Consider the following 17,415-nt stretch of genomic DNA (forward strand, 5'->3'; position numbering starts at 1 on the left):
CGTGGGTGGCCGCTCGTGACGGCTGCCGCGATATTTACTGTTTGGGCCCGACCGAATGCGTGTGCACGAAGTCGAGCGGGAAACGCCGGCCCGCGAGGTAGTCGTCGAGACATTGCATGACGAGCGGCGTGCGGTGCCGTTCTGGACAGGCGCGCAATTCGTCGGCGCTCATCCACAACGTGCGGACGATGTCGGGGTCGAGCGCGCGCTCCGGGTCGGGGCCGCCGCCTGCGCCGCAATAGGTGAAGCGCAGGTAGGTGACACCCTCATTGCCGGGCCGCTCGAAGTGGGTCATGTACAGGCCCACCAGCGCCTCGGGCGCGAACGGATGGGCGGTTTCCTCGAGCGTTTCGCGGATCACTGCTTCGACCAGCGTTTCGCCCGCTTCCAGATGGCCTGCGGGCTGATTCAGGCGCAGGCCGTCGGCGGTATGTTCTTCGACCACGAGAAAGCGCCCGTCACGCTCGACGATGGCCGCGACGGTGACGTGCGGCAGCCAGGTTTCCGGTTTCATGGGTGCGCATTTTACCGTTTATAGGCCTCGCCTGCCGGGAAGCGGGTCGGCGCGGCGCCCTGGTCTGCCGCCTCGCCGGCCCGTCACGACGCAGCCTGCGTCCGCCAAGGCCCCCCGCATTGTCCCCGATTTCGACGCCGCGCCCGTTTCGGTTAAAGTGAGGCGTTAGCCGTTGCACTTGCAAGCCGGCGTGCCTCGTCGGCGGATCTGTCGTAAAACAGGAAGTCGAGGAGGAACAACGATGCACATCGGAGTGCCAGCCGAGACGCGCGCGCACGAAACCCGCGTCGCCGCGACGCCCGAGACGGTCAGGAAGTATGTGAGCCAGGGCCACCGGGTCGCGATCCAGAGCGGCGCCGGCACCGGCGCAAGCTTTCCTGACGACGCCTTTACGGCCGCCGGCGCGGAGATCGTCGACGCCGCGACCGCTTTCGGCGCCGATCTCGTTCTCAAGGTGCAGTCGCCGACCGACGCCGAACTGCCGCTTCTGAAGCGCGGCGCGGTGCTGGTCGGCATGCTCGATCCTTTTAATACCGAAAACTCATCAAAGCTGGCGGCAGCCGGCGTCACCGCGTTCGCGCTCGAAGCCGCGCCGCGCACCACGCGTGCGCAAAGCCTCGACGTGCTGAGCTCGCAGGCCAACATTGCCGGGTATAAGGCGGTGCTGCTCGCCGCCACGCTTTACCCGCGCTTCATGCCGATGCTGATGACCGCCGCCGGCACGGTGAAAGCCGCGCGCGTGCTGATTCTGGGCGCGGGCGTGGCGGGCTTGCAGGCGATTGCGACTGCGAAGCGTTTGGGCGCCGTGATCGAAGCATCCGACGTGCGTCCCGCGGTCAAGGAACAGATCGAATCGCTCGGCGCGAAGTTTCTCGACGTGCCCTACGAAACCGACGAGGAGCGTGAAGCCGCCCAAGGCGTCGGCGGCTATGCGCGGCCGATGCCGCCATCGTGGCTCGCGCGTCAGTCGGCGCTGGTTCATGAGCGCGCCAAACAGGCCGACGTGGTGATTTCCACCGCGCTGATTCCGGGCCGCGCCGCGCCGACCTTGATCTCGGTGGAAACCGTGCAGGCGATGAAACCCGGCTCCGTGCTGGTCGATCTCGCGGCGGGACGCGGCGCGGAGTACGAAGGCCGGCGCGGCGGCAACTGTCCGTTGACCGAAGCGGACCAGGTGGTGATCAGACACGGCGTGACTATCGTCGGCTATACAAATCTGGCCTCGATGGTGCCCGCCGACGCGTCGTCCCTCTACGCGCGCAACCTGCTCGATTTCCTCAAGCTGATCATCACGAAGGAAGGCGCCCTGAACATCGATCTCGCAGACGACATCGTCGCGGCCACGCTGCTGGCCCGCGACGGCGAAGTCGCGCGCAAGGCTTAAGGAGAATGGCGATGGAAGTCATCAACCACACCGTCATCAACCTGATCATCTTCGTGCTGGCGATCTACGTCGGCTACCACGTGGTCTGGAACGTCACGCCCGCGCTGCACACGCCGCTGATGGCCGTGACCAACGCGATCTCGGCGATCGTGATCGTCGGCGCGATGCTGGCCGCCGGCCTGACCCTGGGTGCGCCGGGCAAGTTCTTCGGCACGCTCGCCGTCGCACTCGCGGCGGTCAACGTGTTTGGCGGCTTTCTCGTGACGCGGCGAATGCTGGAGATGTTCCGCAAGAAAGAGCCGAAGAAGCTGATCGCAGATAAGACGGCAAAGGAGAACGCGTAATGAGTCTGAACCTCGTCACGCTGCTTTATCTGGTCGCGTCGGTCTGCTTCATTCAGGCGCTCAAGGGGCTGTCGAATCCGAAGACCGCGCGCATCGGCAATACCTTCGGCATGGCCGGGATGGCGATCGCGATCCTCACCACCATCGCGCTGATCGTCAAGCAGGCTAACGGGCTCGGTTCGAACCTCGGTTTGGGGCTCGGTCTGCTGCTGGTCGCGCTGGTGATCGGCGGCGCGGTCGGCGCGTTCGTCGCCGCGCGCGTGGAAATGACCAAGATGCCGGAGCTGGTCGCGGCGATGCACTCGCTGATCGGTCTGGCCGCCGTGTGTATCGCGTATGCGGTGGTGTCGGAGCCGGCGGCGTTCGGTCTGGTCGATCCGGAGAACACCGCGCCGGGCTTCCTGCCGTATGGCAATCGCGTCGAGCTGTTCATCGGCACGTTCGTCGGCGCGATCACGTTCTCCGGTTCGGTGATCGCGTTCGGCAAGCTGTCGGGCAAGTACAAGTTCCGCCTGTTCCAGGGCGCGCCGGTCGTGTATGCCGGGCAGCATCTGATCAACCTGCTGCTCGCGCTCGCGATGCTCGGCTTTGGCGTGATCTTCTTCCTCACGCAGTCGTGGCTGCCGTTCATCATCATGACGATCATCGCTTTCGTGCTCGGCGTGCTGATCATCATTCCGATCGGCGGCGCGGACATGCCGGTGGTGGTGTCGATGCTGAACTCGTACTCGGGCTGGGCGGCGGCGGGCATCGGCTTCTCGCTGAACAATCCGATGCTGATCATCGCGGGCTCGCTGGTGGGTTCGTCGGGTGCGATTCTTTCGTACATCATGTGCCGCGCGATGAACCGCTCGTTCTTCAACGTGATTCTCGGCGGCTTCGGTAATGAGGCGGGGGCGGCGGTAGCGGGTGGGTCGGCGGAGCAGCGTCCGGTGAAATCCGGTTCTGCAGACGATGCGGCGTTTATGCTCGGCAATGCTGAAACCGTGGTGATCGTGCCGGGGTATGGTCTCGCCGTGGCACGTGCGCAGCATGCGCTGAAGGAGCTGACCGACAAGCTGGTGGAGAAAGGCATCGAGGTGAAGTACGCGATTCACCCGGTGGCGGGCCGGATGCCGGGCCACATGAACGTGCTGCTCGCCGAAGCCGAAGTGCCGTACGACATGGTCTACGAAATGGACGACATCAACGGGGAGTTCGGCCAGGTCGACGTGGTGCTGGTGCTCGGCGCAAATGACGTGGTGAATCCGGCGGCGAAGAACGATCCGAAGTCGCCGATTGCGGGCATGCCGATCATCGAGGCGTACAAGGCGCGTACGGTGATCGTGAACAAGCGCTCGATGGCGGCGGGGTACGCCGGGCTCGACAACGACCTGTTCTACATGGACAAGACGATGATGGTGTTCGGCGATGCGAAGAAGGTGATCGAAGATATGGTGAAAGCGGTCGAATAAACCCGCCTGGAACAGGATCGCGGTTTGCCTCGCAACGGCAAACCGCGATCCTCACTTCGGCCTGGCATTCACATGCCGCAACAGATCCGCAAGGCGCCTGCCTTCCTGATCCGGATACTGTTCGAGCACCTGCAGATTCTGGATCTTCTCCAGTCCGAAATTGCGGAAATCGCTACGCAATTCACACCACGCGCCAAGCGTCCAGCGCGCGCCCCAATAGGCGAGCGCAAGTGGCCAGACGCGTCGTTCGGTCGCCGCGCCATTCACGTCGACGTAAGCAAAGCTCACCACATGCCGCGTATCGATCGCGCGATGCAGCGCGTCCAGTTGCGCCGAAAAATTCCCCTTGATGTGAAACGACGGCGCGAAAACCGCCAGCCTTTCCAGCGCCGCGCGCTTGTCGGCGGGCATGGCCGAAGCGATTTTGGCGAGCGCGCCGCGCGCGCCACCGGCAAAGGCGGCGCCTCCCCACGACTCGAGCATGCGTGCGCCCGCGGCGAGCGCGGCCAGTTCGTCGGCGGTGAAGGTGAGCGGCGGCAAACTCGCCGTGCGGCTCAGCCGGTAGCCGATGCCGGCTTCGCCCTCGATCGGCACCCCTGACAGTTGCAGATCACGCACATCGCGATAGACCGTGCGCAGCGAGATGTTCAGCCAGTCGGCGAGTTGCTGCGCGGTGGTCAGACGCCGTCCGCGCAGCAGTTCGGCGATCTGGAACAGGCGGTCGGCGCGGCGCGTCATCGTGGGCGTGGTGTAGAAGAGGACCGGGACAGTCCCGCGATGATAGCGCCGCATGCCGCGCTCCGGTCAGCGTTCGTGCGCGGTGTCTGGCGCCCGCCGCGCATGAGCGTCGTGACGCGTTTAACCGTTGGTCTGCGAATGCAGGCCGAGGCGGTTGCCTTCCGTATCGGTGAAGAACGCGATATAGCCGATGTCCTTCGGCAGCTTGATCACCGGGCCGTCGGTCTTGCCGCCGGCTTTCTCCACGCGCGCGAGGGTGGCGTCGACGTTCGGCTGCGCGTTCAGGTAGACGAGCACGCCGTCGCCGGTCGGCGTCATCGACGGGCTGTGGACGATCGCGCCGCCGGTGGCCGGTTCTTCGTAGCCGAACACGGCGATCGGCTGGCCGCCGATTTCCTGCACGTTCAGTTTGACGTCGAGCGCGGCTTCGTAGAAACGAACGGCGCGAGCGAAATCGACGGACGGAATCTCGAACCATGCAACAACTTTGGATGATGTGGACATGTCACTCTCCTGGGGATGGCGGGGTAAGCCGTGCAAAGCGCCGGATGGCGTGAGAAGGAGTGTGCGGGGGTGCTGCTGACAGCGTGGTGTCAGTAGGGCGTGGCAGCAGCGATGAAAGAAGCGATGAGAGAAGCGAAGGGGGCCGAAGCAGACAGCAGGCGAAAAAAAAACCGCGAGGCCGGTTCGCGGCTCGCGGTTCTTATCGCCTTGCAGCGGCGGCGCTGAAAGCGCTGTGCGTCAAGCCGCAGGCGTATCAGTTTGCGGCCGCTGCCGCACGCTGCCTGCGATCAGGTCGAAGCGGAACAGCCGGCATTCGAGCGCGCCGTTAAAGAGCGGTGTCTTGGTCGATTCACGCAGGCGCAACTGGCCAGGCAGCTTGCGGTCCGACGTCAGGATAAACGCATGCCAACCGGTGAAGCGTTGCTTGAGCGCGTCGCCTAGCGACTGGAAGAATTCGCTGTCCGGCGTTTCCTCCTGGGCGCGGCGAAAGCCGTCGTCTTCGCGGCTGTCACGATTGCCGCGGCCTTCGCGAAGCTCGCCGCGCGCATTGCGTCCGCGCACTTCGATCCGTTCGCCATAGGGCGGATTCGCGACGAGAATGCCCGCCGCGGACGAGGGCGGCGTCATGTTGCGCGCGTCGAGCTGCTTGAGCGGAATAGACGGCAAGCCGGCACGCTGGAAGTTGGCGCGCGCCTTGTCGAGCATGTCGCCGGAAATATCGCTACCGAAGATCTGCAGATCGGCACGCGAACTGCGCGCGGCGTGTTTCGCGTCGAGCGCGGCGGCCTTGAGCGTTTGCCAGGTCCTGGCTTCGTACTGCTTGAGCTTCTCGAAGCCGAAGCGGCGTTCCGCGCCCGGCGCGATATTCAGCGCCACCTGCGCGGCTTCGGCGAGGAACGTGCCGCTGCCGCACATCGGGTCGTACAGGGGCGTGCCGGCGGTCCAACCGGTCAGACGCAGAATGCCCGCGGCCAGATTCTCGCGCAGCGGCGCCGCGCCCTTGTCGAGGCGCCAGCCGCGCTTGAAGAGCGGGTCGCCCGAGGTGTCGAGATACAGCGTGCAGTCGGTGGCGGTGAGAAACGCGAACACGCGCACGTCGGGCATGGCGGTGTCGATACTCGGACGCGCACCGCTGACTTCGCGCAGACGGTCGCAGATCGCGTCCTTCACGCGCAGCGTGGTGAATTCCAGGCTGCGCAGCGGCGATTTGATTGCGGTGACGTCCACCCGCAGCGTTTCGTTTGCCGAGAACCATTGTTCCCAACGCTGTTCGACCGCGAGCGCGTAAATGTCCTGTTCGCTGCGATACGGACGATGCGCGATTTTCAGCAGCACGCGGCTCGCGAGGCGCGAGTGCAGGTTGGCGGCCATGCCGGCGGCCCAGCCTCCACGGAAATGCACGCCGCCCGGCACTTGTGCGCCGGCCGTGAACGGCGCGCCGTTCAGGTGCTGGGCGGCAATTTCGGCGAGTTCGGCCGCGAGCGAGGCTTCAAGGCCGCGTGGGCAAGGGAGGAAGAAATCGAAGGACATTGAGGTTGCCGGAAGGCGTTGGATAAGGCGCTATTGTACGCGGTCGGGGTGAGCGGCCATGCGCGATTGCCTGGCGGCAAGCCGCGCCCGCCTGCGCGGGCGGTGCGGCGAGCGGTTGCCGCCGCAGGCCGCTACCTGGCTGCGCGTGCCGCTTTTGCCGGCCAGACGAGTTCCAGCGGATGCCGGAACAGCCGTTGCCAGATCGCGCCACGCAGCGAGCGCACCGCGTTGCGCCGCAAGTCGCGCGATTTCACCGCCATGTAGAAGGCGAGCGCGAAACTCACGGCCACGTTGAGTATCGCCATGCTGCCGACACCGGCCACCGCCCACCACAACTCCGGCAGTTTCAGCGCGTCCTTGCCGAGCACGCCGAGCGCGACGCCGATCGAACCGGCGCTGAGCGTGACGTGACGCACTTCGAAGGAAAACGCAAACGCGGTGAGAATCGCCGGCACCAGGCCGAGCATCAGCCCGAGCGTGATATTGCCGACCACCCCCGCCACATTCGCACGGCAAAACCGCGCGATCCGGTCGGCACCGGCCGCGCCCAGCGTCATGCGCAGACGGCGGTTATAGGTGAGCGCGTCGGCAACGCGATGCAGCACGAACCAGTTGTCCGCCCAGCCCGCAAGCAGGCTGGACGACCACAGCAGCACGCCGGTCAACGCGGCGTAGAACGGTGTCGGCCCCCAGAGCGAGAAGGAGTGCAGCGTGGCGTGCGCCTTCTCCGGCGAAATGATGTTGGCGCGAAACAGCGCGTGCCACAGCAATTGCACGCCGAAGCACACGGGAAACACCAGCAGAACGTTGCCGAGCACCGCGGCGGCCTGGGTGCGCATCAGCGCGGTCACCGAACTGACGAAGCTGTCGACCCCTGCCGGCGTGCCGACACCGTCGAGTTCCCGCGCGAGCGTCGGTGCGGTCATGGCCGGCTGCTTGGTGGCGAGCGAGAAGTGCAGGAAGTGCATCAGCAGGAAACTCGCCGCGTAGTTGATGCCGGCCAGCAGGCCTTCGAACATCGCCTGAAAATGCGCGCCGGTAATGGCGAATTTCACGCACACCGTGACGACGGTGACGAGACCGCCGCCGGCCGCCATGCGCAGCATCTTCAGATATTCGGCGCGATCGCGGGCGATGTAGTGCTCGCCGGTATCGGCGCTGTATTCGACGACCTTGCGCGCCAGCAGCGAAAAGTTGCTGCGTACCAGGTGCGCGACGCTCTGGCTCGCATGGTTTGCGTTGACGAGTTCGGCGGTGAGACGCGCGCCGGCGTGCGGATCGTCTTGCGCCATCCATGCATTCAGCAGATGCTCGGCGCGCACGATCCGCATGCGCATCCGTTCGACCTGGAACACGATGTCGACGCTCACGCCGTTGCGATAGAGATGCGCGAAGACGTCGTCCGTCGCGCCGCGGCATTCGTCGAGCAGCAGCCGCAGATAGTTGACCTCGTGCAGCAGCGGTTCCTGCGGGCCGCCGGCCACGAACGCCTGGTGCGCGGCTTCGACGGCGAGCATCGCGCGTGTGAGCCGGTAGAACGGTTGCTTTTCCATCGCGACGCGCACGTCGCTGGCTTCGTGCGTGGCATGGCCGTCGCGATCGCGGTGCGCGTGAGCGAAGCCGCAGTCGTCCGGATCGGCTCGGCCCAGACGGCTGCGCACGGTTTGTGACAGGCCCGTGGAACTGATCTGGCAGGTCAGGTTATGCAGCGCCGCCAGCAGGTCGAGCGAAAACGGTGTGGTGTCGCGCTGTTCGTCTTCGTCCGCCGCGTAATCGAAAAGCACGTGGATGCGGATCAGCAGGTCGGTGGGAAGCGCGCCGATCCATTCGGCGTCCCGCTCCGAGCTGAACATGAGCGTGACGATCGCGGTGAGGTCGCGCCGGTTTGGCGCGGGCGGAATCAACGCGGCTTCGAGCCGTTCGAACAACGCACCGAAGAAGCCCGAATGCACGGGCATGCCGGCGTCGCACAGCAGCGAGAGGCCGTCGCTCTCGCGCAGCAGTGCACGCAGAATACCGGCGACGTTCGCCTTCCAGACGGGGTTGCGGTCGAGCACATGGAGGAGATAGCGGATTCGCGTGTGCGCCGGCGTGGAGTGATGGGCGTTGCCTTCAGCGGCGGCGCCGGCCTGGACTGCGTGGCCCCGGCGAATCCAGTGGGCGAGTTCGATCAGCCACGCGCTGCGCTCCGGATACGGCGCGGTCCGGTCGGCGATCGCCAGCAGCGCATCGAGCTGGTGACCGCCGTCGCGCGAAGCGCGCCATTTCCTGATGAATCGTTTGAGCGAGTCGAACACTTCAGGCGCCGGCTCCCGCAGTGCTGTCCGCTGAAGGACAGGGTGGCACGGCCACACTCACCGCCGTCCCTTTGGTCGAAGCCGAAGAAGCTCCCTTGGGGTTCGGGCTTTGACCTTGCGGAGCAGCGGCAGCCATTGCCTGCACGGCGGAAGCCATCTGCACGGAAATCCGCTGCAGCGCCCGCCGATGCCCGTCGACCAGCGCGTCATACCCGCCGCTCACCGGTTCGCTGACCACGCTGCGGCACGTCATTACCGCGTTGCTGCGTACCGAACGGACGCTCCACACTGCATCGATCAACGCATGCGAGCCGGGCCATGACTCGAAGCGCTGCACGTTCATGCTGACCCGATACACCGGCGTGGCATCCGGTCGCGCGGTGCCGTACACGTCGATGGTGTTCAACTGCTGCGTCAGACTCGTCGACAACGCGCGCCGGATCTCGTCGCCGGGCAGCGAGGCCCAGCGCTCTTCTTCGAGCACTTGGACCTGTGTCGGCCCCGTCTGTATCACCAACTGATTCTTCGACACCTGCGGCGGCACGTCGATCGGCGCGACTTCGATCAGCCACGCCGGCGCAGCCGAGGTCCGGCCGCTGACCGGCGCCGCCGCTGCGGCGGTGCTATCCGATCCCAACGTATAGAAGCGGCTCGACGGCGACGAGCACGCCGCCAGCGCCACCAGTCCGGCCAGCGCGCCGGCAAGAACAGCACCACGCGCGAGCCCGCGCGGCGGACGGGGGAGCCGGGCAAACATCATGGTTTATCTCCTGATTTACCGCGCAACAGCGATTCGGGATGGCGCTCCAGATAATCCGACAGCGCATTCAGCGACTGCAACGTGCGCGTCAATTCCTGCAACGCCTGATGAACATCGGACTGCAACGGCGAATCCTGCTGCAAGGTCGCCTCGGCCGAACCGAAGGTCTGCTTCGCCGCTGCGAGCGTGTCGCGCGCCTGCGGCACCACTTCCTTGTCGAGTCGCGTGAAGAGCTGATCGGCGTTCTTCAGCGCGCTGTTCAGGTTGTTGCCGATCTGGTCGAACGGCACCGCGTCGAGCTTCTTCGCAATGTCGGCGACCTGGAGCTGCAACTCGTCGAGCGTGTTCGGAATGGTCGGCAGTTCGAGCGGATCGCTCGCCACGTCGACGGTTGCCGGCGGCGCCTTCGGGAAGATGTCCACCGCCACGTACAGCTGGCTCGTAATCAGATTGCCGGTGCGCAACTGGCCGCGCAGACCATGTTTGACGAGCTGTTGCAGCATGGTTTGACCCGCCAGGCTGCCCGGTGCCGGCGCGGTCTCGCGGAAGCGTCTGCCAAGCCGGTCCGGATAGAGGTTCATCGTTACCGGCATGGTGAAGCTGCGCGACTTCGGATCGTAGTCGATGCCGATGTTGGTCACCTGGCCCAGCACGATGCCGCGGAAATCGACCGGTGCGCCGATCGACAGGCCGCGCAGCGACTGGTTGAAGTTCATCACCACGCGCAGCGGCACGCCGTCCGGTTCGCGCATCGCATCGGCTTCATCCGAACCGAGGCGGAAGGTCATGTTGTTCGGCGCCTGCGCGCCTACGCCCTGACCCGGCGGCGACTGGAACGACAGGCCGCCTACGATCACCGTTGCAAGCGACTGGGTGTTCAGCTTGAAGCCGCTGGAATCGAGCCGCAGATCGACACCGCTCGCATGCCACCAGCGCGAATTGGTGCCGACATACTGGTCGAACGGCGCGGACACGAAGACCTGCATGGTCACGCCGGTGCCGTCCTTGTCGAGCGAGAAGCCGACCACCTGGCCGACCTGCACGCGCCGGTAGAAGATCGGCGAGCCGATGTCGATCGAGCCGAGCGAGTCGCCGTGCAGGACGAACTGGTGACCCTTCTGGTCGCCGGTAATCGGCGGCGGCGTTTCGAGGCCAACGAAGTCCTTCTCGGTATCCGGCGAATGCCCGGCATCCGCGCCGATATACGCGCCCGAAAGCAGCGTGGTGAGACCGGACACGCCGCTCGCGCCGACGCGCGGCCGCACCACCCAGAAACGCGAATCCTTGACCGCGAAATCTTCGCCTTCCTTGGTCAACTGGACCTGCACCAGCACGTGCGACAGATCTTTCGACAGCGTGATGGTCTTCACGGCGCCGACGTCGACGTCCTTGTACTTCACCTTGGTCTTGCCCGGTTCGAGGCCTTCGGCGCTGACGAAACTGATCGTGATGGTCGGGCCTTTCGCGGTGACGGATTTGATCACGAGCGCGATGCCGATCAGCGCGGCAATCAGCGGAATCACCCAGACGAGCGAAGGCAGCCAGCGGCTGCGCGGTTCAATGTCAGGGTCGGGGAGTTGGGGCGGCAGCTTCGGTCCGTTCGAATCGTTGCGCGGCGCATCGGGAGCGGGCGTCGGTTCTTGCGGGCTAGTCATGTTTGAGATCCTGAGGTTTTGGGGTGCTGCCTTCCACGTGGTCCCAGATGAGGCGTGGATCGAACTGCATGGAGGCCATCATGGTCAGAATCACGACCGAGCCGAAGGCGATGGCTCCGGGGCCCGCCGTAATGACGGCAAGCGATTTGAAGCGCACCAGCGCGACGGTCAGCGTGACGACGAACACGTCGAGCATCGACCAGCGCCCGATCCGTTCGACCATCCGGTAAAGCGTGATGCGCTGATCGGGCCGCCAGCGCGAGCGGCGCTGCGCCGTGATGGTGAGCAGCACCAGCACGCTCAGCTTGAGCATCGGCACCATGATGCTGGCGACAAACACGATCACCGCGAGCGGCCAGTCGCCCGAGGTCCAGAAATAAACGACGCCGCTCATGATAGTGTCGTCTTCGGAACCGAGCAGCGACGAGGTGTGCATGACGGGCAGCAGATTCGCGGGAATATACAGCAGCGCGGCGGCGATCAGCAGCGCCCAGGTGCGCATGAGACTGTCGGGGTTGCGCGAGTGAAGGTGCGCGCCGCACCGTGAACAGTGCTGCGCCGTGACGGAGCGAATGCGCGGCTCGACGCGTCCGCACGCATGGCAACTGACGAGACCCGCGCTTCTCGCGGTAACGTATTTCATGGTGTGCTCACCCTCGACGTGGCGCCGGTGGCACGACCGGCGGCAATGCGGACGGCTCCGCGCCACGCACCTCGGGCGGCGCGGGTGGTCCCGCGACCGAGCTGACTGCGGCCGCCGCGCTGTCTGCTGAAGTGCGCGGCAGCGGCCGTTCGCCGCGGGCGCCCAGTTCGTCGGCGAGATCCCACAGAATGCGCGGATCGAACGTGACCACCACGGCGAGCATCAGCGTGAGCACGCCGAACGCAAACAGCGCCGCTTCGGGAATCACGCGCGCGAGACTCACCATCTTCACGATGGTGATCAGTATCCCGAGCATGAAGACTTCGATCATGCCCCACGGGCGTACGAATTGAATCGCGCGCAGCACGCGGTTGAAGGCGTGCGGCACATAGCCGGCGCGCAGCGGGATCAGCACGTAGAGCAGCGCGACGAGTTCAGTCAGCGGGAACAGAATGGTCGAGCAGAAGACCATGACAGCGACGATCTGCATGTCCTCGTCCCATAGCGCGATGAGCGCGCCGAACAGCGTGGTCTGCGAGGTGATGCCGTTGGTTTCGAGTTCGACGATCGGGAAGCCTTGCGCGATCAGGAAGGTGATCAGCGCGCCGAGCGTCATGGCGCTAATGGCGTCCAGCTTGCGGGAGATGCCGCGGTAAAGCGTGGCCCCACAGCGCGGACAGCGCGCGACCGTGCGCCCGACAAGCCGGGGTTTGCGGAACAGCGTATCGCACTCATGGCACGCAATCAGGTTGTCATGTTCCATAGGGCAAAGGGCTGACAGTGTGAGGGGAAGCGTGCAATGCCCGTTTCTTTGGCAGGTCTGATCAAAGTGTGGAGCAATAGTACCAAACGCGCCCGGCGGTCGCACCGGCCATTGCGCTGAAGCTGGATTGTGAGCCGTGGCGGGCGTTGGCGGACGGTTAATGCTACATCGAATCGCTATAACTCTGACAACCTCCGTCCCTAATTGTTCAATGCGCGCGGCATGTGCGGCGAAAACGCCAGGGGCGGGATCTCTGGCGACCTTCTGCCAGTTTTTTCCGATTGGGGTAGCATGGCCGCCTTGGTGCGTGCCACGGCAGGCATGGTCCGGCCGTCTGCGCTGATGCCTTACGCATCGGCGGCCGGAATATCCGCGCGGGCTGCGCCGTTAACCTCTCTTAGCTTGCGGCGACCTGTCATGGCACTCAATCCTTCATTCGGCAGCAGGGAGTCGTACACGCGGACTGCCATTGCCTTGCACTGGCTGATCGCGTTGCTGATCGTGTGCGGCTTCGCGCTCGGTTGGGTGATGACCGATATTCCGGGCTTCACGCCCACCAAGCTGCGCTACTTCTCGTGGCACAAATGGATCGGCGTGACGGTGTTCGCGCTCGCCGTCCTGCGCATTCTGTGGCGCGCCACGCACTCGGCCCCTGTAATGCCGCGCCGCATGCCGGGCTGGCAGCGCGGCGCCGCGCATCTCGTGCATCTGCTGCTGTATGTGCTGATGATCGCGATTCCCGCGTCGGGCTACCTGTACAGCTCGGCTGCCAACGTGCCGGTGGTCTACCTCGGGCTGATTCCGCTGCCGCGCCTGATCGCGCCGGACCCGCACCTCAAGGAACTCCTGAAGAACGTGCATATCACGCTCAATTACACCTTGCTCGTGCTGGTCGCGCTGCACGTCGCGGCTGCGCTCAAGCATCAATGGCTGGATCGCGACGGCCTGCTTTCGCGCATGCTCCCTTTCCTCAAATAAGGACAACCATGAAGGTCTCGTTTTATCGCTACATGCTCGCCGCCTTCGCCGCGGCCTCGTTGACCGCGGCCGGGAGCGCCGTCGCGCAAGTCGACGTCGCGAAAAGCTCGGTGACTGCCACGTCGAAGCAGATGAACGTGCCGGTGGAAGGCAAGTTCGGTAAATTTACCGCGCAGGTCAGGTTCGATCCGGCAAAACCGGCCGAGGGCGCGGCGCAATTCAGCATCGACGTGGCCAGCTACGATCTCGGCGACGAAAGCTACAACGACCAGGTGCGCGGCAAGGACTGGTTCGACGCCAAGACGTATCCGACCGCCACCTTCGTCTCCAGCGCGATTGCGCCGGCCGGCGGCAACCAGTTCAAGGTGACCGGCAAGCTGACCATCAAGGGTAAATCGCAGACGGTGGTGGTACCGGTCGCGGTGTCCCAGCAGGGCGCCGTGCAAACCTTCGACGGGTCGCTGCCGATCAGGCGCTCGCAATTCGATATCGGCACCGGCGAATGGAAGGACACCTCGGTGGTCGCCGATGAGGTGGTCATCAAGTTTCATATCGTTGCAGCACGTAAGTGACGCTTGCCGCGCCACTCGGGCGCGCGGCTTTTTTCAGGAACCTGGGAGCACGAATTGAAAACATCCATGTTGATCGCCTTCGGCGCGCTGGCTTCTTCTTTCTCATTGGGCGCGTTCGCGGCTGCTGATACCTATCAGCTCGATCCGACCCACACGTATCCGAGTTTCGAGGCGGATCACTTCGGCGGCCTTTCGGTGTGGCGCGGCAAGTTCACCAAGAGCTCCGGCATGGTCACGCTCGATCGCGCGGCGAAAACCGGCACGGTCGACGTGACGGTCGATCCCGCCTCGGTCGATACCGGCAACGGCAAGCTCGACGAGCATCTGAAGTCGGACGCGTTCTTCGACGTCGCCAAATATCCGGCGGCGACTTACAAGGGCACCGATATCAAGTTTGACGGCGACAAGCCGGTCGAGGTGGTGGGCAGCCTGACGATGCACGGCGTTACCAAGCCGCTGAATCTGAAGATCGAGTCGTTCAAGTGCATGCAGCACCCGGTACTCAAGCGCGAGGTGTGCGGCGTGGAAGCGAGCGCGCATTTCAATCGCGCCGACTACGGCATGGATTTCGGCGTCAAATACGGCTTCAGCATGGATACCAAGCTGCATATTCAATCTGAAGGCATCAAGCAATAGGCGCTTAACGCGTCCATCGGGTTCGGCTATCGGGTCGCGCGGCCGTTGCGTCGCAACAAAAAACCGCTTCGTTCGCTCTGGCGACGAAGCGGTTTTTTTATCGGCCGTCTGAAACGCCGGAAGCCTTATGCAGCGGCGCAGCGCAATTTCGCACTCGCGCCGTATTAATTTTTCGGGTACATAGAGCGCAGGCACCGCATTGGTTGTGCGCGCATCCAGTCGGGCATTCAGGCGTGAAGCCGACATCAATAATATTTCGCGCGAATCGGAGATCTGCATGAACGCAACGACAGCAGCAAGCCTCACGGGGAGCCGGCAGAGTTCGTGGCGCGCGGTGGTCGCGGCCTCGATCGGCAACGCGTTGGAATGGTTCGATCTGGTGGTGTACGGTTTTTTCGCGGTGGTGATCGCGAAGCTGTTTTTCCCGGCCGGTAACGACACGGTCTCGCTGCTCCTCACGCTCGGCACGTTCGGCGTGTCGTTCTTCATGCGGCCGCTCGGCGCGATCGTGATCGGCGCCTATGCCGACCGTGCCGGCCGCAAGGCGGCGCTCACCCTGTCGATCCTGCTGATGATGGCCGGCACGCTGATCATCGCGATTCTGCCGACCTACCAGAGCATCGGTCTTGCCGCGCCGGTGATCCTCGTGTTGGCGCGTCTGATGCAGGGCTTTTCGGCGGGCGGCGAGTTCGGTAGCGCTACCGCCTTTCTCGCGGAACACGTGCCGGGGCGGCGCGGTTTTTTCGCCAGCTGGCAGGTGGCAAGCCAGGGGCTCACCACGCTGCTCGCCGCCGGCTTCGGCGTGCTGCTCACTGGTCAGCTCTCGCCGCAGCAGATGGGTTCCTGGGGTTGGCGTGTGCCGTTTTTCTTTGGTCTGCTGATCGGGCCGGTCGCTTGGTATATCCGCACGAAGCTCGACGAGACGCCTGAATTTCTCGCGGCCGAAACGACCATGACGCCGCTGCGCGATACCTTCACCAGCCAGAAATTGCGCCTGCTGATCGCCATCGGCGTGGTGGTGCTTGGGACGGTGTCGACCTATCTGGTGCTGTTCATGCCGACCTTCGGCGTGAAGCAATTGGGACTGGCGCCCTCGGTGGCGTTCGCGGCGATTGCACTGACCGGCTTGATCCAGATGGTGTTCTCGCCGCTGATCGGCCATCTGTCGGACCGGCATGGGCGCACCACGATCATGCTGGCCTCGGCGTTGCTGCTGCTCGTCCTGATCTACCCGGCTTTCGTGTATCTGGTTGCGCATCCGACCTTCGGCACCTTGATCGTTATGCAGATCGTGTTCGGCTTTCTGATGACCGGCTATTTCGCGGCGCTGCCGGGTCTGCTTTCGGAGATGTTTCCGGTGCAAACGCGCACGACCGGCATGTCGCTGGCTTATAACGTCGCCGTAACGATTTTCGGTGGTTTCGGGCCGTTCATCATTGCGTGGCTGATCAGCGTGACGGGCTCCAAAGCCGCGCCGAGTTATTACCTGATTTTCGCCGCGCTGGTGAGCCTCGTCGCGCTGATCGCGGCGCGGCGCAAGCTCGGCTTTCGCTGAAGCTGGCGCCGTCCGTTGCCGCCGCGAGATAGCGCAGCGCGACGGCGGAGCAGGGCGGCGGTAAACGCAAAAGGCCGGTTCGTGATTGAACCGGCCTTTTTTGTTGCGAGGTCTGACGCTACGACAGGATCAGACTTGCGCGCCTGCGTTCGGATCGTCCGCGTCGGGGCGTTCCTTCTTGTCCTTGATCAGATCTTCGCGCTTCACGCCGAACCACATGGCGAGCGCCGCGGCGACGAACACCGACGAGTAAATACCGAACAGAATACCGACCGTCAGCGCGAGAGCGAAGTAGTGCAGCGTCGGGCCGCCGAACAGGAACATGGACAGCACCATCATCTGCGTACAGCCGTGGGTGATGATGGTTCGCGACATCGTGCTGGTGATCGCGTGGTTGATGACTTCGATCACGGTCAGCTTGCGTTCGCGGCGGAAGGTCTCGCGAATCCGGTCGAAGATAACGACCGATTCGTTCACCGAGTAGCCGAGCACCGCGAGCACGGCGGCCAGCACCGACAGCGAGAACTCCCACTGGAAGAACGCGAAGAAGCCGAGAATGATCACCACGTCGTGCAAGTTCGCAATCACGCCGGCCACCGCGTACTTCCATTCGAAACGGAACGACAGGTAGATCACGATACCGGCCACCACGCAGGCCAGCGCGAGCAGGCCGTCTGTAGCGAGTTCCTTGCCGACCTGCGGGCCGACGAACTCGACACGCTGCAGTTGCACCTGCGGGGTGTCGGCCTTCAGCGCGGTCATCACCTGATCGCTCTGCTGCGCGGACGTATAGCCCTTTTTGAGCGGCAGACGGATCAGCACGTCGCGCGAGGTGCCGAAGTTCTGCACCTGGGCGTCGGCGTAACCGAGTTTGCCCAGCGTGCCGCGTACAGGCTCGAGCGGCGCGGTGCCCGGATACTGCACTTCGATAACCGTACCGCCGGTGAACTCCACCGACAGATGCAGCCCGCGATGCAGCAGGAAGAACACAGCAGCAAGGAACGTCAGCAGCGAGATGGCGTTGAAAATCAACGCGCGCTGCATGAACGGAATGTCTTTGCGGAAACGGAAAAATTCCATGGTCTTGT

17 protein-coding genes are annotated in these 17,415 nt (G+C 64.3%); 7 read left to right on the forward strand and 10 right to left on the reverse strand.

Annotated elements, in window-relative coordinates; translation table 11 throughout:
* Nucleotides 1-34 precede the first annotated feature (34 nt).
* Nucleotides 35-514 (reverse strand): NUDIX hydrolase, encoded by a 480-nt coding sequence (locus PDMSB3_RS02515; protein ID WP_165184430.1) that lies wholly within the window; start codon nt 512-514, stop codon nt 35-37.
* Nucleotides 515-755: 241 nt separating this feature from the next.
* Here PDMSB3_RS02515 and PDMSB3_RS02520 point away from each other — a divergent pair, with 241 nt between their 5' ends.
* The 3 genes from PDMSB3_RS02520 to PDMSB3_RS02530 are packed head-to-tail and all read left to right on the forward strand — an operon-like array spanning nt 756 to nt 3,696.
* Nucleotides 756-1,898 (forward strand): Re/Si-specific NAD(P)(+) transhydrogenase subunit alpha, encoded by a 1,143-nt coding sequence (locus PDMSB3_RS02520; RefSeq protein ID WP_007179303.1) that lies wholly within the window; start codon nt 756-758, stop codon nt 1,896-1,898.
* An 11-nt stretch (nt 1,899-1,909) separates the two neighbouring features.
* Complete coding sequence (locus tag PDMSB3_RS02525) at nt 1,910-2,242, forward strand: NAD(P) transhydrogenase subunit alpha (RefSeq protein WP_007179302.1); 333 nt, start codon at nt 1,910-1,912, stop codon at nt 2,240-2,242.
* Nucleotides 2,242-3,696 (forward strand): NAD(P)(+) transhydrogenase (Re/Si-specific) subunit beta, encoded by a 1,455-nt coding sequence (locus tag PDMSB3_RS02530; RefSeq protein ID WP_007179301.1) that lies wholly within the window; start codon nt 2,242-2,244, stop codon nt 3,694-3,696. The genes PDMSB3_RS02525 and PDMSB3_RS02530 overlap by 1 nt, the downstream gene beginning before the upstream one ends.
* Nucleotides 3,697-3,747: 51 nt before the next feature.
* On the opposite strand, the gene PDMSB3_RS02535 is transcribed toward PDMSB3_RS02530, so the two are convergent.
* The 8 genes from PDMSB3_RS02535 to PDMSB3_RS02570 form a co-directional block, all read right to left on the reverse strand.
* Complete coding sequence (locus PDMSB3_RS02535) at nt 3,748-4,488, reverse strand: helix-turn-helix transcriptional regulator (RefSeq protein WP_007179300.1); 741 nt, start codon at nt 4,486-4,488, stop codon at nt 3,748-3,750.
* Nucleotides 4,489-4,554: 66 nt separating this feature from the next.
* Nucleotides 4,555-4,938, reverse strand: a complete 384-nt coding sequence (locus tag PDMSB3_RS02540) for a VOC family protein (RefSeq protein WP_007179299.1) — start codon at nt 4,936-4,938, stop codon at nt 4,555-4,557.
* Nucleotides 4,939-5,175: 237 nt separating this feature from the next.
* Entirely contained in the window at nt 5,176-6,468 is a 1,293-nt protein-coding gene (locus PDMSB3_RS02545) for a THUMP domain-containing class I SAM-dependent RNA methyltransferase (protein WP_007179298.1), read from the reverse strand.
* 131 nt (nt 6,469-6,599) lie between these two features.
* Nucleotides 6,600-8,765, reverse strand: a complete 2,166-nt coding sequence (locus tag PDMSB3_RS02550) for a site-specific recombinase (RefSeq protein ID WP_007179297.1) — start codon at nt 8,763-8,765, stop codon at nt 6,600-6,602.
* 1 nt (nt 8,766) lies between these two features.
* Nucleotides 8,767-9,525 carry a PqiC family protein gene (locus tag PDMSB3_RS02555; protein WP_007179296.1) on the reverse strand — a complete coding sequence of 253 codons (759 nt, stop codon included), beginning with the start codon at nt 9,523-9,525 and terminating at the stop codon, nt 8,767-8,769.
* The gene (locus tag PDMSB3_RS02560; RefSeq protein WP_007179295.1) at nt 9,522-11,180 is read right to left on the reverse strand and encodes a PqiB family protein; all 1,659 of its coding nucleotides are present in this window, start codon (nt 11,178-11,180) and stop codon (nt 9,522-9,524) included. Before PDMSB3_RS02560 ends, PDMSB3_RS02555 begins: the two co-directional genes overlap by 4 nt.
* Nucleotides 11,173-11,823 carry a paraquat-inducible protein A gene (locus tag PDMSB3_RS02565; protein ID WP_007179294.1) on the reverse strand — a complete coding sequence of 217 codons (651 nt, stop codon included), beginning with the start codon at nt 11,821-11,823 and terminating at the stop codon, nt 11,173-11,175. The genes PDMSB3_RS02560 and PDMSB3_RS02565 overlap by 8 nt, the downstream gene beginning before the upstream one ends.
* Nucleotides 11,824-11,830: 7 nt before the next feature.
* On the reverse strand, nt 11,831-12,586 hold the full coding sequence (locus PDMSB3_RS02570; protein ID WP_007179293.1) for a paraquat-inducible protein A: 756 nt from the start codon (nt 12,584-12,586) through the stop codon (nt 11,831-11,833).
* A 417-nt stretch (nt 12,587-13,003) separates the two neighbouring features.
* On the opposite strand from PDMSB3_RS02570, the gene PDMSB3_RS02575 reads away from it, so the two are divergent.
* The 4 genes from PDMSB3_RS02575 to PDMSB3_RS02590 all read left to right on the forward strand — a co-directional run bounded on the left by PDMSB3_RS02575 (nt 13,004) and on the right by PDMSB3_RS02590 (nt 16,327).
* Nucleotides 13,004-13,564 (forward strand): cytochrome b, encoded by a 561-nt coding sequence (locus tag PDMSB3_RS02575; protein ID WP_007179292.1) that lies wholly within the window; start codon nt 13,004-13,006, stop codon nt 13,562-13,564.
* A gap of 8 nt (nt 13,565-13,572) precedes the next feature.
* A complete protein-coding gene (locus PDMSB3_RS02580) occupies nt 13,573-14,136 on the forward strand; it encodes a YceI family protein (RefSeq protein WP_007179291.1) in 564 nt (187 codons plus the stop codon).
* A gap of 66 nt (nt 14,137-14,202) precedes the next feature.
* On the forward strand, nt 14,203-14,772 hold the full coding sequence (locus PDMSB3_RS02585) for a YceI family protein (RefSeq protein WP_007179290.1): 570 nt from the start codon (nt 14,203-14,205) through the stop codon (nt 14,770-14,772).
* Between the two features lie 277 nt (nt 14,773-15,049).
* A complete protein-coding gene (locus PDMSB3_RS02590; RefSeq protein WP_007179289.1) occupies nt 15,050-16,327 on the forward strand; it encodes an MFS transporter in 1,278 nt (425 codons plus the stop codon).
* A 129-nt stretch (nt 16,328-16,456) separates the two neighbouring features.
* Here PDMSB3_RS02590 and secF read toward each other — a convergent pair whose 3' ends face one another.
* Complete coding sequence (secF, locus tag PDMSB3_RS02595) at nt 16,457-17,407, reverse strand: protein translocase subunit SecF (protein ID WP_007179288.1); 951 nt, start codon at nt 17,405-17,407, stop codon at nt 16,457-16,459.
* Nucleotides 17,408-17,415: the final 8 nt, after the last annotated feature.

Source organism: Paraburkholderia dioscoreae (assembly GCF_902459535.1).
Lineage (GTDB): Bacteria > Pseudomonadota > Gammaproteobacteria > Burkholderiales > Burkholderiaceae > Paraburkholderia > Paraburkholderia dioscoreae.

Coding starts and splice junctions, on each gene's coding strand:
- PDMSB3_RS02515 (WP_165184430.1), bottom strand. CDS start 514: ATGAAACCGGAAACCTGGCTGCCGCACGTCACCGTCGCGGCCATCGTC.
- PDMSB3_RS02520 (WP_007179303.1), top strand. CDS start 756: ATGCACATCGGAGTGCCAGCCGAGACGCGCGCGCACGAAACCCGCGTC.
- PDMSB3_RS02525 (WP_007179302.1), top strand. CDS start 1,910: ATGGAAGTCATCAACCACACCGTCATCAACCTGATCATCTTCGTGCTG.
- PDMSB3_RS02530 (WP_007179301.1), top strand. CDS start 2,242: ATGAGTCTGAACCTCGTCACGCTGCTTTATCTGGTCGCGTCGGTCTGC.
- PDMSB3_RS02535 (WP_007179300.1), bottom strand. CDS start 4,488: ATGCGGCGCTATCATCGCGGGACTGTCCCGGTCCTCTTCTACACCACG.
- PDMSB3_RS02540 (WP_007179299.1), bottom strand. CDS start 4,938: ATGTCCACATCATCCAAAGTTGTTGCATGGTTCGAGATTCCGTCCGTC.
- PDMSB3_RS02545 (WP_007179298.1), bottom strand. CDS start 6,468: ATGTCCTTCGATTTCTTCCTCCCTTGCCCACGCGGCCTTGAAGCCTCG.
- PDMSB3_RS02555 (WP_007179296.1), bottom strand. CDS start 9,525: ATGATGTTTGCCCGGCTCCCCCGTCCGCCGCGCGGGCTCGCGCGTGGT.
- PDMSB3_RS02560 (WP_007179295.1), bottom strand. CDS start 11,180: ATGACTAGCCCGCAAGAACCGACGCCCGCTCCCGATGCGCCGCGCAAC.
- PDMSB3_RS02565 (WP_007179294.1), bottom strand. CDS start 11,823: ATGAAATACGTTACCGCGAGAAGCGCGGGTCTCGTCAGTTGCCATGCG.
- PDMSB3_RS02570 (WP_007179293.1), bottom strand. CDS start 12,586: ATGGAACATGACAACCTGATTGCGTGCCATGAGTGCGATACGCTGTTC.
- PDMSB3_RS02575 (WP_007179292.1), top strand. CDS start 13,004: ATGGCACTCAATCCTTCATTCGGCAGCAGGGAGTCGTACACGCGGACT.
- PDMSB3_RS02580 (WP_007179291.1), top strand. CDS start 13,573: ATGAAGGTCTCGTTTTATCGCTACATGCTCGCCGCCTTCGCCGCGGCC.
- PDMSB3_RS02585 (WP_007179290.1), top strand. CDS start 14,203: ATGTTGATCGCCTTCGGCGCGCTGGCTTCTTCTTTCTCATTGGGCGCG.
- PDMSB3_RS02590 (WP_007179289.1), top strand. CDS start 15,050: ATGAACGCAACGACAGCAGCAAGCCTCACGGGGAGCCGGCAGAGTTCG.
- secF (WP_007179288.1), bottom strand. CDS start 17,407: ATGGAATTTTTCCGTTTCCGCAAAGACATTCCGTTCATGCAGCGCGCG.